The organism is Paenibacillus sp. TSM33, assembly GCF_056099025.1.
Map to the genome: position 1 here is coordinate 85,061 of NZ_JBLZXB010000022.1, position 13,347 is coordinate 98,407.

Annotated in this window: 10 protein-coding genes; 1 reads left to right on the plus strand and 9 read right to left on the minus strand. The window is 47.1% G+C overall.

The window, feature by feature from the left end:
* Positions 1–5: 5 nt before the first annotated feature.
* The 5 genes from argF to argC form a co-directional block, all read right to left on the minus strand.
* Positions 6–962, minus strand: coding sequence for an ornithine carbamoyltransferase (gene argF / locus ACN6NF_RS22680; RefSeq protein ID WP_474319678.1), 957 nt, complete (start codon positions 960–962; stop codon positions 6–8).
* Between the two features lie 48 nt (positions 963–1,010).
* A complete protein-coding gene (locus ACN6NF_RS22685) occupies positions 1,011–2,267 on the minus strand; it encodes an acetylornithine transaminase (protein WP_474319679.1) in 1,257 nt (418 codons plus the stop codon).
* 52 nt (positions 2,268–2,319) lie between these two features.
* A complete protein-coding gene (argB, locus tag ACN6NF_RS22690; protein ID WP_474319680.1) occupies positions 2,320–3,159 on the minus strand; it encodes an acetylglutamate kinase in 840 nt (279 codons plus the stop codon).
* Between the two features lie 117 nt (positions 3,160–3,276).
* Positions 3,277–4,503 carry a bifunctional glutamate N-acetyltransferase/amino-acid acetyltransferase ArgJ gene (gene argJ, locus ACN6NF_RS22695; protein ID WP_474319682.1) on the minus strand — a complete coding sequence of 409 codons (1,227 nt, stop codon included), beginning with the start codon at positions 4,501–4,503 and terminating at the stop codon, positions 3,277–3,279.
* A gap of 107 nt (positions 4,504–4,610) precedes the next feature.
* Positions 4,611–5,660: an N-acetyl-gamma-glutamyl-phosphate reductase gene (gene argC, locus ACN6NF_RS22700; protein ID WP_474319684.1), complete on the minus strand. Its 1,050-nt coding sequence runs from the start codon at positions 5,658–5,660 to the stop codon at positions 4,611–4,613.
* A 345-nt stretch (positions 5,661–6,005) separates the two neighbouring features.
* Here argC and ACN6NF_RS22705 point away from each other — a divergent pair, with 345 nt between their 5' ends.
* A complete protein-coding gene (locus ACN6NF_RS22705; protein WP_474319685.1) occupies positions 6,006–6,926 on the plus strand; it encodes an SMP-30/gluconolactonase/LRE family protein in 921 nt (306 codons plus the stop codon).
* A gap of 92 nt (positions 6,927–7,018) precedes the next feature.
* On the opposite strand, the gene ACN6NF_RS22710 is transcribed toward ACN6NF_RS22705, so the two are convergent.
* From ACN6NF_RS22710 to hpf, 4 genes are all read right to left on the minus strand, one after another.
* Positions 7,019–7,918, minus strand: coding sequence for a YitT family protein (locus ACN6NF_RS22710; RefSeq protein ID WP_474319686.1), 900 nt, complete (start codon positions 7,916–7,918; stop codon positions 7,019–7,021).
* Positions 7,919–8,014: 96 nt separating this feature from the next.
* A protein-coding gene (prfB, locus tag ACN6NF_RS22715; RefSeq protein WP_129550094.1) for a peptide chain release factor 2 occupies positions 8,015–9,128 on the minus strand; the annotation gives its coding sequence in 2 pieces (ribosomal slippage) (positions 8,015–9,055 and positions 9,057–9,128; 1,113 coding nt in all).
* Positions 9,129–9,570: 442 nt separating this feature from the next.
* The gene (gene secA / locus ACN6NF_RS22720; RefSeq protein WP_016822935.1) at positions 9,571–12,021 is read right to left on the minus strand and encodes a preprotein translocase subunit SecA; all 2,451 of its coding nucleotides are present in this window, start codon (positions 12,019–12,021) and stop codon (positions 9,571–9,573) included.
* 411 nt (positions 12,022–12,432) lie between these two features.
* Entirely contained in the window at positions 12,433–12,993 is a 561-nt protein-coding gene (hpf, locus tag ACN6NF_RS22725; protein WP_474319687.1) for a ribosome hibernation-promoting factor, HPF/YfiA family, read from the minus strand.
* Positions 12,994–13,347 lie beyond the last annotated feature (354 nt).

A 13,347-nucleotide genomic window follows, 5' to 3' on the forward strand; every position in this document is an offset into this window, starting at 1 on the left:
CAACCTTATCCCATTAAAGCAACTAGCAACGCTTTTTGTGCATGCAGACGATTTTCCGCCTCATCAAAAATGACCGAGTTGGGACCATCGATTACTCCTGCACTTACTTCTTCGCCACGATGCGCAGGTAGACAATGCAAAAATAAATAATCTGGCTTTGCGAGCTTAACCAGCTCCTCATTCACCTGGAAGTCAGCAAAAGCAAGCTCACGCTCCTTCTGCTCTTCCTCAAAGCCCATGCTTGCCCACACGTCTGTGTAGATCGCATCGGCATCTTGTACTGCTTCCTGCGGACTTTGCGTGATAACAATTTCACTCCCTGTCTGTTTGGCAATCTCACGGGAAACCGCGACCACACTCGGGTCAGGCTCGTATCCAGCTGGACTTGCAATGGAGACATGCACTCCGAGCTTGGCTCCGCCAATTAAGAGAGAATGCGCCATATTGTTGCCGTCTCCGATGTAAGCCAGTTTGAGTCCTTCCAGCTTGCCCTTTTGCTCATACAAGGTTTGATAATCAGCCAGCACCTGACACGGATGCGCCAAATCGCTCAAGCCATTAATCACAGGAACGGATGCATAACGGGCCAACTCTACCACATTATCGTGCCCAAAGGTACGAATCATAATGCCATCCAGATAACGTGACATCACTTGGGCCATGTCGCTAATCGGCTCTCCGCGTCCCAGTTGAATGTCATTTTTGCTGAGGAAAAGGGCATGCCCGCCCAATTGATACATACCGACTTCAAAAGATACCCGTGTGCGTGTGGAAGACTTTTCGAAAATCAGTCCAAGTGTTTTCCCCTTTAGCGGCTGATAAGCTTCTCCGTTTTTGTGCTTACGCTTAATTTCAATGGCGAGATCAATTAAATACTGGATTTCCTCTGGCGAGTAATCGTCCAGCTCTAGAAAGTCCCGTCCTTTCAAATTCACCTGTTGCAGTGCGCCGCCCTGGCTCATGCGATCCTCTCCTTTTACACTCTAATCTCGGATGCTTCTGTCTTTACACTAAGCTACGTGCTCCCGAATCAATTCAGCAATCCATGCTACAGCCTGATCTATTTCTTCTTTCGTTACATACAGGTTAGGCAACAGGCGAATCACGTTCGGTCCTGCTGTAATGAACAGAATGCCCTTCTTCTGTCCTGTCAAAACAAGCTCTGCTACTGGCTCCGCACACTCAATGCCGACCATCAAACCTTTTCCACGGATATCCTGAACAAAAGGAATATCTCCAAGCTGCTTTTGCAGACTCTGGAAGAGATAATCTCCCATTTCGGCAGCGCGGTCTGGCAGCTTGTCATCAATAATCGTTTCAATGGTCGCTTGAACTGCTGCCATAGCAAGCGGTGTACCCCCGAACGTAGAACCATGACTGCCCGCTGTGAACGCTTCACGCAAATATTCTTTGCCTAGCATTGCACCGACCGAAAAGCCACTGCCCAGTCCTTTCGCCAATGTAAAAATATCCGGCTCAATCCCATAATGCTCAAAGGAAAACAGTTTACCTGTCCGTCCCATACCTGTCTGCACCTCGTCAATGATCAGCAGCAATCCATGCTCCTGGCACAGCTGGGTAATCACGGCCACGAAAGCAGGGTCTACCGGATACATGCCACCTTCGGCCTGCACCATTTCCAGCATAATTGCCGCTGTATTCTCATTGATCGCTGCTTCGAGCGCAGCCTGATCATGAAGCGGAACGCTTTTGAACCCGGCGGGAAGCGGTAAAAAGCCTTCTTTCACTTTGTCCTGACCCGTAGCAGTCAAGGTTGCCAGCGTCCGTCCGTGGAAGGATTGCGTGAACGTAATTATTTCATAGCGACCGTTCTGCTTCACCTTCTGGTGATAACGACGTGCCAGCTTAATGGCAGCTTCGTTCGCTTCAGCTCCGCTGTTGCAGAAGAACACGGCATCTGCGCTACTATTAGCTGTCAGCAAGGCCGCAGCCCGTTCCTGCCCAGGAATATGAAACAGATTGGATACATGCCACAGTTCATCGATCTGTTTTTTCAAACGCTCCGCTACAGCTTGAGGCGCATGGCCTAGATTGGTAACGGCAATCCCTGACATGAAATCCAGATAACGTTTGCCCTGATCATCCCACAGCCAGCTTCCTTGTCCTTTCACCAGTGTAAGCGGGTATCTCGCGTAGTTTGGAAAAAGAGAGCTATCTGCCTGCGTTTTTGCCGCCCCCTTTTGCGCTCCGCTTCCATTCGTACTTGGCATTTCCTCGCTCACCAGCGTATTCGGTTCCTTACTCATGTCGTTCACGCCCCTTTATCGTTTGGTTATATAGGTGGAGCATATATTGCAATTACTGCATACGCACAATGCGTGTTCCAATCGATTCTCCGCTCAGCACACGGCTGAGTACCTGCGGTTCGCTGCCGTCCACAATGACGACTTCCTTCACTTTTCCGTGAATGCAGGCAATAGCCGCTCTCACTTTCGGGATCATACCACCGTAGATTTCACCCGTGCTGATCATATCTTCAATTTCCTGTATGGTGATCAATTCCAGCACCTTTTTCTCTACACCATTCTTTTTCAAAATACCGGGTACATCCGTCACAACAATCATCCGACTGACGCCAAGATGAGAAGCAACCGCGCCCGCCGCTGTATCGGCATTAATGTTATAACGCTGACCGGATCGATCCATGCCAATAGGCGCAATAACTGGCATATAGCCCATATCCAGCACACCGGTAATAATCGACGTTTGAACAGATGTTACCTCTCCGACCCAGCCGACCTCTGCGGCATTCGGCACAGGCTTTGCTTCAATTAAATAGCCATCACTGCCCGACAAGCCCAGCGCTCGCCCTCCGTGCATCCCTATTCTGCGAACAATCCGCTTATTAATACTGCCTGCCAGCACCATTTCCACGACATCTAGCACGGGTTCAGTCGTTTTACGCAATCCATGAATGAACTCCGTCTCGATTCCCAGCTTCGCCAAATTGTCAGAGATCGCAGGCCCACCGCCATGTACAATGACCGGTTGAAGACCTTCCGACTGCAGACGGGCCAAGTCGTCAAAAAAGGAATCAGGCAACGCAGCTAGCGTACTTCCTCCGCATTTCATCACAAAATTACGACGTGCCACTCCCGCATGTTTCGCTTGATCCGCGTGTCCCACTGCCGATTGCATATCATCTCTCCTTTTCTCCTCTGCACAATTTTGTGCGATTTTCAAATGATGCCGATACTATATCCGCCCGCTTCTTCTATTAACTATTAAATATCCATCCGTATTTAAATCTGGTATCTATGTCCGATATGCCGCATTAATCCGCACATAATCATAGGTTAGGTCACAGCCCCATGCTGTAGCCGTCCCGTTCCCGTGATGCAAATCAACGATAATTTGCACCATATCTCCACGCAAATAGGAGAGCGCCTCGGCTTCATCAAAAGCAACTGGACTTGATTGGCTCAGCACCACAATATCGCCTAAACGAATGTCTACCGTATCCGGATTCACCGGCTCTCCGGCACGTCCGACGGCTGCAATAATCCGTCCCCAGTTGGCGTCTGCGCCAAAAACGGCTGACTTTACCAGACTGGACCCGATCACAGTCTTGGCTATCGCCTGGGCAGAAGCATCGCTTACCGCCCCGCTTACAGACACCTCTACCAGCTTCGTAGCACCTTCCCCGTCACGGGCAATCGCCTTCGCCAGCTCCCGGCAAATATAAGTGAATGCCTCGGCAAAAGCCTCCCAGTCGGGATGCTCAGCGTTCAACTCGCTGTTGCCTGCCAGTCCGCTTGCCATAGCGATTAGCATATCGTTCGTACTGGTATCCCCATCGACCGTAATCATGTTAAAGCTGGTATCCGTGGCCTGCTTTAATAGTTGATGAAGGGCCGTCTGTCCGATGACTGCATCACAAGTTATAAAAGCGAGCATGGTTGCCATATTCGGATGAATCATACCCGATCCCTTTGCCGCCCCGGCGATGTGCACAGTCACACCGTCCACTTCAACTGACACGCATGCTTCCTTTTTCACCAAATCCGTTGTCAGAATGGCTTGGCTGAATTGCTCCGCCCCATCGTTTGCCCCGCTCATCCGCTCAGGTAATGACGATATACCGCCAAGCACACGGTCCATTTTCAGATGCTCGCCAATTACACCAGTCGAAGCAACGGCTACATCGCTCTCTGCCACACCCAGTTCACGAGCAGCGGCCGAACGCATAGCGTAAGCGTCCTGCTCCCCTTGCTGTCCCGTACAAGCATTGGCGTTCCCGCTGTTCACTACTACCGCTTGCAATCGGCCGTTTGTCAGGCTCTCGCGGGTCACCTTCAGCGGTGCAGCCTGAAACACATTAGTGGTATACACCGCAGCAGCTGTCGCCTCTACCTCACAGCGAATCGCGCCGATATCGTTGCGGTTCGTATTCTTCAATCCACAGTGCAATCCCCCGGCTGTAAAGCCACACGGAGTTACGATGTTGCCCCCATGTACTACTGTAAATCCTACTTTGCCCATAATTATGTGCCCTCGCCCGCATTATAAGGAATGAATGGCAGCTGGACGCTTGCGTTCTCAAGCCTGCCCGCTGTCGTTCCCCTGTCCCTATTGCGTTTACGTGCTACTTACGGATATACCGGTATGAAGCCCAGCCCGAGGTTCTCCTCCCATCCCATCATCAAATTTAAATTCTGAATCGCCTGCCCAGCGGCACCCTTCACAACATTATCAATGACAGAAATAATCGTAAGACGCCCGGTACGGGCATCTGCTGCAAAACCGATGTCGCAGTAGTTTGAACCAAATACTTCCTTTGTTGCCGGCCATATACCTTCGCCACGTACACGGACAAAAGGATGGCCTTTATAATAATCCCGGTATAACCCGATAAGATCCTGATCTGTATGATCACCTTTCAACGTGACATAAATTGTACTCATAATTCCTCGCGTCATAGGCACAAGTTGTGTCGTAAACGTAATCGTAACGTCCTCGCCCGCAACATCACCCAATACCTGTTCAATCTCAGGGATATGTTGGTGCTTATTCACCTTATAAGCCTTAAAATTCTCATTCATCTCCGCATAATGTGAAACAAGACTTGTTCCGCGACCGGAGCCGGATACCCCGGATTTGGCATCCACAATCAGTGACCGATGGTCAATCCAATCCGCCTTCAAGGCAGGAATAATTCCTAATAGTGTTGCTGTTGGATAGCAGCCTGGATTCGAAATGAAAGAAACACCAGCAAGCTTTTCTGCATACACCTCGCTGAGTCCGTATACCGCTTGCTTGAGATACTCAGGTGAAGCCGCAGGCTTTTTGTACCATGCTTCATACACTTCCCCGCTTCGGAGCCTAAAGTCCCCGGAAAGGTCAATCACCTTCAGTCCGGCATCCAGAAGCTGTGGCACTAATTTGGTGCTAACGCCTGATGGCGTAGCTGTGAAAACCAGATCAGCCTTGGCAGCAATTTCATGGATATCGACACCGTCCAAATCCTGCACCACAATATCCGTCAGATGTGGAAACCCATCACTAATCGGAACACCCGCGCTGGATGAAGAAATAACAGATACAATCTCCACCTGCGGATGATGAACCAAAAATCGAATCAGCTCCACTCCGCCATACCCAGTGGAACCGACAATTGCTACCTTTAGCTTGCTGCTCACAGACCTTCCTCCATTCCGTCCCTATGAAATATGTATTATTATACGACTCTATTCATATAAATACAACACCTCATGTCATGTTATTCCTCCAAATTATAAATATGCACTCTTGCCCATTCTTTTGGCCGACAAGCTGTGCAGGCTATAATTGAAGAAACCAAAAAAGACAGACCCCCCTGTGAATTTGGTCTGCTATTTTGCATAAAGAATGGGATCGTTCCCTTTATATATTATCTTGTATATTGGTATTCATCCGGATTATCCATTTGCTGCACTTATGTATTCGTTGAACATTGAATAGGGTATAAAGAGTGAGTATGTACCAAAATAAACCTATAGTTAGGGGTGTTACACATCGAAACCTATACAGCGAATATAGTAATAGATGCTAAAGCCAAATTAGGCGAGGGTCCTAGTTGGGATCACCAGTCTCAACGTTTATTTTGGGTCGATATTGAAGGCTTTCAATTGCACATCTACGATCCATCTACAGGCACAGATCGTACCATAGATGTAGGCGAACATATTAGCGCAGTCGTCCCTTATCTTGAAAATAAAGTAATTGTGGCTATGATCAGCGGTCTATACTGTTTGGATATTGAGACAGGAGCCAAAGTATTGATCCACGATCCTGAGGAAGGTAGGCCAGGAAATCGATTTAATGATGGTAAATGCGATCCTGCAGGACGTTTTTTGGCAGGAACCACGAGTTTAAATGGCGAACGCGGGCAAGGCGCATTGTATAGTCTAGGAACAAAAGGAAATTTGTCCTTACTGGTTGATAAAGCTTCCACATCTAATGGCTTAGCCTGGAGCTCAGATCACCGTACCCTGTATTATATTGATACTCCGACCTTAGAAGTGGTCTCCTTCGATTACGATGTGACACAGGGCACCATTATGAATAAGCAACTAGTAGCTAGATTGGATGAAAGTGAAGGATATCCAGATGGCATGACCATCGATGCAGAGGGGATGTTGTGGATCGCGCGCTGGGGCGGTAAACGTGTCTCTCGTATCCATCCTGCTCAGGGGGAAGTGATTGCTGAGGTGTCACTCCCAGTCAATTGTGTGACTTCATGTGCTTTTGGCGGTAGAGATCTGGATGAATTGTATATCACAACTGCTCAAGATGGCGATAATACCGATCAGCCACTAGCAGGCGGTTTATTTATGGTCAAACCCGGAGTAAAAGGAGTCCCGACCTCATATTTTAATCAAGGACAACCAGCAGATTGGCTTGATCTATTATCAAAAAGGACTTAATGAAACTGTTCTGAAAAGATAAGAGCCCACTCATCAGTGGGCTCTTCTGCATTGATTCAGTTAGGAGCAAGCGTCCAGAAGACCATATTATGCTAGCCTTCCCTTTTGAACCCTTCACCCAATACCTCATGTGTATTACTAATAATTACAAAAGCTTCCGGGTCTACCAAGCGGACGAGTGTTTTGAGGCGGGTTACCTCGTTTTGCCCGACTACAACCATAAGTACAGGACGTTCTTCGTTTGTGTAACCCCCCCGTCCTGCAAGCTCTGTCAACCCCCGATCCAAATCCTGCAAAATAGTTTGCGTGATCTTTTCCTTTTGATTGGATATGATGTAAGCCACTTTGGAGTAGCCTAATCCCATTTCTACAGCATCAATGACCTTGCCAGTTACAAACAGGCCAATCAATGCATACAAAGCTCGCTCCGGCGATAGGGCGAAACCAGCTAGCGTGATCACTGTGCCATCCATTAGCATGACACAAAGAGAAAGGCTAAAACCGGTATACTTTTGAATAATCTGCGCCAAAATAGCCAGTCCACCCGTCGAGCCTCTGCCCCGAAACACGGTGCCCAAACCCAATCCTACTCCGATTCCACCATACAGCGAAGCCAGCAACGGATTTGTTGTCGGGACTGCCCAATCCTTCGTCACATAAACGAATAGTGGCAGCATGATGCTTCCTAGCAGGGAACGCAAGCCATACTTTTTTCCTAATAGCAGTACTCCTGCTATAAATAACGGAATATTCATTCCCCACTGCGTATAGGCCGGTTCCAGGCCAAATAGCTCCTCTCCCAGGATAGACAAGCCAGATACACCCCCGGATGCAATCCGGTTGGGCAGCAAGAACATGTTAAAGGTCAGCGCTGTAATAAAGGAGCCAAGTATAATTAGCAAAACATCGGTTACGTTACGCGCTGGTCCACTGGCGGCAATCAGAGGCTTACGCCTTCTTCGGCGGGCAGTGGGAGGGTTCAATTGAGACATCATTCACGTTCTCCTTTAATAAAAATACCGTCACACAAAAATTCCTACAGGCCGCAGGCACGTAGACTGCGGTTCTGTAGGAAAACATACAGGCAATTATTCTGCGTCCAGCTTAATTTGGCTGCGCAGGTAACCATCGATGAACGGATCGAGATCGCCATCCATCACAGCCCCTACATTGCCAGTTTCCACGCTGGTACGGTGATCCTTAACCATGCTATATGGATGGAACACATAGGAGCGAATTTGGCTGCCCCATGCAATGTCGGACTGTTCACCACGGATTTCGTCCAATTGCTGCTGTTGTTCTTCGATCTTGCGTTCATAGAGCTTGGAACGAAGCATCGTCATTGCACGTTCACGGTTTTTAATCTGGGAACGCTCATTTTGGCAAGTCACGACAATACCGGTAGGCAAATGCGTAATCCGAACAGCCGAGTCGGTCGTATTAATATGCTGACCACCTGCACCGCTGGCCCGGTACGTATCAATTTTAAGATCTTCCGTGCGGATCTCAATATCCACATCATCCGCAATTTCCGGTACTACATCACAAGACACGAACGATGTATGTCGACGACCGGAGGAATCAAATGGAGAGATGCGAACAAGCCGATGTACACCTTTCTCCGCCTTGAGATAACCGTAGGCATTGTAGCCTTTGATCAACAGGGTTACACTCTTAATCCCTGCTTCATCACCTGCCAAATAATCCAGGGTCTCCACCTTGAAGCCTCGTTTTTCTCCCCAGCGTGTATACATACGCAGCAGCATTTGACCCCAATCCTGGGACTCGGTACCACCTGCCCCCGGGTGCAGCTCCAGAATAGCATTTAGCTTGTCATAGGGCTGATTCAAAAGCAATTGCAGCTCAAATTCTTCCAGCTTGCTCAACAGGGATTTGATACTGTTTTCAACTTCTCCAACCAGCGCTTCATCGCCTTCCTCTTCAGCCAGTTCAACCATCATGCCTGCGTCTTCATATTCCTGACGTAACTGTTCATAGCTGTCCACAGAAGACTTCACAGCATTCATCTCAGCAATTACGCCTTGGGCCTTTTCGTTATCATCCCAAAAATCAGGGGCTGCCATCTTTTCCTCAAAATTCGCGATCATTTCCTGTTTGAGATCTAAGTCAAAGAGACCCCCTAAGGTTTGTTAGTTTCTTGCCTATTTCTCGTAAATCATGTTTTACACTTGGATCAATCATGATGTCATTCTCCTTTTAATATAGGGTTAGGGGGAGTAAAAGCGTTATGAGTTACGGCTGGTGGGTAGGCGCTGCGCGAATGATTTGATCTTACGATCGCTGAAGCTTCTCCAGATTCAAATCCTCCGCTTTGCTCCCGACCGCCGTAAAGTCAAACTGCTTTTACATAACAGGCTCTGGTATGTGAGCCAGATCAACTGCGGAATTGACTGACAAATAAGCAGAGACTTGCTTATTTGTCATAATTGTTTTAAAAAAACTAGGAGAGCACAGTCATAGCCATATTCAACCTGACCATCTTACAGAAGAGCTATATTGAATATATCTGTGTCGTCCCCTGATGGCACAAAATGGCCGACGGTCAGTGGTTGAACTGCCGCCTGCCATTATATGCATTGCAGAGGATAGTGTATATCAAGATCTATCCCTTAATTTCAATCCGTTATTTTCTACGCGGACGCGAAGGAGCGGATTTCTTTTTGGGAGCCGCAGGTTCGCCACTCGTCGAGATTTTGTCTTCGTCGATGACAGCCTGACGCTCTTGGTTGGATTCGATTTGTGCTTTCATGATGTATGTCGCTACTTCCTCTTGGATGCTAGCAATCATAGCATGGAACATTTCGAAGCCTTCAAATTGATACTCGCGCAGAGGATCGGTACCGCCGTAAGCACGCAAGTGAATACCTTGACGCAATTGATCCATAGCATCAATATGATCCATCCATTTGCTGTCAACTGCACGCAGTACGATAACCTTCTCGAACTCACGTACCATTTCTTCGCCGATCATCTCTTCACGGCTGTGGTATCTGTTGGTAACTTTCTCGAAGATCATATCGACCATCTCTTCTTTTTCCTTACCCCACAGATCGTCACGCGAAAGTGTATTTTCCTCAAGCAGGTTGTTGTTCACATACTCTGCGACTTCTTCCAGTTCCCAGTTTTCAGGGATATCATCACCACAGTGAGCTTCCACTACACGCTCAATGACAGGTTTGATCATGTCGAACACAATTTCCTTGATGTTCTCTGACTCCAGCACCTCACGGCGTTGTTTGTAAATAATAGCACGCTGCTGATTCATCACGTCATCATATTGAAGAACGACTTTACGCTGATCAAAGTTATTCCCTTCGACACGTTTTTGAGCTGATTCGATAGCACGTGAAATCATACGGCTCTCGATAGGTTGATCTTCTTCGAAGCCCAAGCGTTCCATCATATTCAGTACGTTGTCTGCACCAAAACGCTTCATTAACTCATCGCCCAGCGATAAGTAAAACTGCGTGGAGCCCGGATCACCCTGACGCCCTGCACGTCCGCGAAGCTGATTATCAATACGACGGGATTCATGACGTTCTGTACCGATGATGTGCAAACCACCGAGTTCTGCAACGCCTTCGCCCAGTACGATGTCAGTACCACGACCAGCCATGTTAGTAGCGATGGTAACCGCGCCAGCTTCACCCGCACGGGAAATAATCTCAGCTTCTTCCGCATGATACTTGGCGTTAAGCACTTTGTGACGAACACCTTTGCGTTTCAACATTTCAGAAAGAAGCTCCGAGTTTTCAATAGAAACCGTACCTACCAATATCGGCTGGTTCTTTTTGTTACGCTCCAGAATTTCGTCTACTACAGCATGGAATTTACCCTTCACGCTCTTGTACACTACGTCAGGCATATCTACACGCTGGTTAGGCTTGTTCGTCGGAATTTGGAGCACTTCCAGACCGTAGATTTTTTTGAATTCTTCTTCTTCAGTTTTAGCTGTACCCGTCATCCCCGCCAATTTGCGGTACATACGGAAATAGTTTTGAAATGTAATTGTCGCCAGTGTCATGCTTTCATTTTGGACAATGATGTTTTCCTTCGCTTCAATAGCTTGGTGCAAACCATCACTGTAACGACGACCAGCCATCAGACGACCTGTAAACTCATCGACAATCAGGACTTCACCGTCAGCCACGACATAGTCCACATCCAAACGCATAATAGCGTTAGCTTTCAAGGCTTGTACGATGTGGTGATTGATTGTAACACTTTCCTGATCGTACAGGTTTTCAAGACCAAAGAAATTTTCAGCCTTGGATACGCCGTTTTCGGTCAAAGCAACTGACTTCACCTTAATATCCAGCGTGTAGTCCTCTTCAACATTCAGGCTCTTTACAAAACGATCAGCCGCAAAATACAGCTCGGTCGATTTTTGAGCTTGTCCTGAAATAATCAATGGTGTCCGGGCTTCATCGACGAGAATAGAATCCACTTCATCAATGATACAGAAGTACAACGGACGCTGTACCATCTGTTCTTTGTAAAGCACCATATTGTCGCGCAGATAATCGAACCCGAACTCATTGTTTGTGCCATACGTAATATCACAAGCATAAGCTTCCTGTTTAGCGGCATGATCCATATTCGCCAGGTTCAGACCTACGGTCATTCCCAGGAAATTGTAGATCTGTCCCATTTCTCCGCTGTCGCGTTGTGCCAGATAGTCATTGACTGTAACCACGTGCACACCTTTGCCCAACAGAGCGTTCAAATAAACCGGCAGTGTTCCCACCAGTGTTTTACCTTCACCAGTTTTCATTTCGGCGATTTTTCCTTCGTGCAACGCAATACCACCGAGCATCTGTACGTCATAGTGACGTTTGCCCAGCACCCGCTTGGACGCTTCACGAACCGTTGCAAAAGCTTCCGGCAGCACTTCTTCAGCGGTAGCACCTTGTTCAATCCGCTCTCTAAACTCCGCCGTCTTCGCTTTCAGTTCCTCATCCGAGAGCTTCTCAAAATCAGGCTCTATTTTATTGATCAGTTCAACCGTCTTCATTAAACGTTTGACGTCACGTTCATTCGTATCTCCAAAAATTTTTTTGACAATTCCTAGCATGGTTTACCCCTTTCGCGCAAAACAATTAATAGAATCAATTTCACAATAAGAAAGGGTCCATGATGAAATTGATTCCCGATATGTTTGACAGGCCCGGCTATACCAGCCCATCGTGCGATGTTCTTTGCATAAATTGTAACAGTTTGTAGGACATGCCGCAACACAAGCAGCCTCTAGATTTGCATCCGGTTAAAGATACCAAAACAATTGACGCACGAAATACACAATTGGTTACACTTATTCAAGTTGAAATTTCCATTCCTGTTTACAATAAACATATAAAAGAGCCCTATCCCGCCAGGTTCGCAAGGATAAGGCTCGTGTTATGATCATTTTGCTAATATCCATGAAGCATATTCAATCGAAAACGTACTATTCATTTTAAAATGTGATAAGTTTCTGCTTCTCAGGCTATTCCCGTTCGATCAGACCGTATTTACCATCATTGCGTTTGTAAACTACGTTAACTTCTTCGTTATCAATATTAGCAAATACGAAGAAATTATGTCCAACCATGTTCATTTGAAGAATAGCTTCTTCCACATCCATAGGTTTCAATAAGAAACGCTTGGTGCGGACGACTTCCAGCTCATCCAATTCTGCATCCTCATCTTCAGCAACAGCCACACCACCAGCCGGATCTTCCACAAAAAGAGTTTTCAAACTGCCTTCCTGCCGGAATTTTCGGTTAAGCTTGGTTTTGTGCTTGCGAATTTGCCGTTCAAGCTTGTCTACCACGGCATCAATGGACGCATACATGTCATCGCTTTCATCTTCGGCACGGAGTACAAGCCCCGGCAAAGGAATGGTTACTTCTACAGTGTGCAAATCTCTGGTTGTGCTTAACGTTACACTTCCATCAGACGTCGGGGGTGCATCGAAATACTTCTCAAGTCTGCTGAATTTCTTATCAACGTAGTCCTTCAAAGCGTCGGTAACCTCGATCTGTTGACCTCGTACTGTTAAGTTCATAGGGCACGCCTCCTTTGCCTCTTCAGTATAACACATATGTTAACGCCAAGTAAAAAAACCTATCAACATTTCGACGGTTTTTTACAAAATTCTTTATAATTCGATAAAATGCTTCCGATAACGCTAATCTTTGAAAAGGGTCATGATTAAATTTAGCTCGCATACATATGTGAATAATGAAGAGATATTCAAAAAGCCGGTCCGCTGGTGTTGTGACAGATCCACTGTTTTCGAGTTCATGCCAATCTATTTTATTAAAGAGGGAGGGTGGCTTTATCAGGCTAATCAGATATAGGGGCTTATGCTGTAAGCAAGGCCTGGTTATCATATAGGCAATTTATACGAAAGGATCAT

Bases quoted from the DNA above. Each gene is read 5' to 3' on its own strand.
- hpf (WP_474319687.1), bottom strand. From the start codon at position 12,993: ATGAACTTAACAGTACGAGGTCAACAGATCGAGGTTACCGACGCTTTG.
- secA (WP_016822935.1), bottom strand. From the start codon at position 12,021: ATGCTAGGAATTGTCAAAAAAATTTTTGGAGATACGAATGAACGTGAC.
- argJ (WP_474319682.1), bottom strand. From the start codon at position 4,503: ATGGGCAAAGTAGGATTTACAGTAGTACATGGGGGCAACATCGTAACT.
- ACN6NF_RS22685 (WP_474319679.1), bottom strand. From the start codon at position 2,267: ATGAGTAAGGAACCGAATACGCTGGTGAGCGAGGAAATGCCAAGTACG.
- argF (WP_474319678.1), bottom strand. From the start codon at position 962: ATGAGCCAGGGCGGCGCACTGCAACAGGTGAATTTGAAAGGACGGGAC.
- ACN6NF_RS22710 (WP_474319686.1), bottom strand. From the start codon at position 7,918: ATGTCTCAATTGAACCCTCCCACTGCCCGCCGAAGAAGGCGTAAGCCT.
- argB (WP_474319680.1), bottom strand. From the start codon at position 3,159: ATGCAATCGGCAGTGGGACACGCGGATCAAGCGAAACATGCGGGAGTG.